The sequence below is a fragment of the Pseudomonas sp. SIMBA_067 genome (assembly GCF_046534675.1).
Lineage (GTDB): Bacteria > Pseudomonadota > Gammaproteobacteria > Pseudomonadales > Pseudomonadaceae > Aquipseudomonas > Aquipseudomonas putida.
The window spans coordinates 1-295 of sequence record NZ_JAWRYH010000238.1 but is presented as its reverse complement, the minus strand read 5'-3'; the positions used below and the strand labels follow the sequence as shown (position 1 = coordinate 295).

Here is a 295-nt window from a genome sequence, read left to right as displayed (position 1 = left end):
ACACTGCCTATCACAAAATCGACGGCACCCGTAAGGTGACCGAAGTCAGTGCCGAGCTGGCTAAGATCCTGGGCTAAGTTCATAGGGGCCGGTATTACTGGCCCCTTTTGCAGTAATCGCTTTTACCTCCCACTAATTCCGCTACAATTTCCCCGTTTTCACGCATCCCCGTTGTTATCAAGGAACTCAAATGAGGCAAGATAAGGCCGGCGTGTTATTGGTTAATTTAGGTACGCCAGACGCGCCCACCACACCTGCAGTTAAACGCTATCTGAAACAGTTTTTAAGCGATCCG

The 295-nt window shown here is 49.8% G+C and carries 1 protein-coding gene; it reads left to right on the top strand.

Annotation, left to right across the window (positions count from 1 at the left end; genetic code table 11):
* Positions 1–190 precede the first annotated feature (190 nt).
* A partial coding sequence (locus SB765_RS28905) for a ferrochelatase (RefSeq protein WP_410932389.1) occupies positions 191–295 on the top strand: 105 nt, incomplete at its 3' end.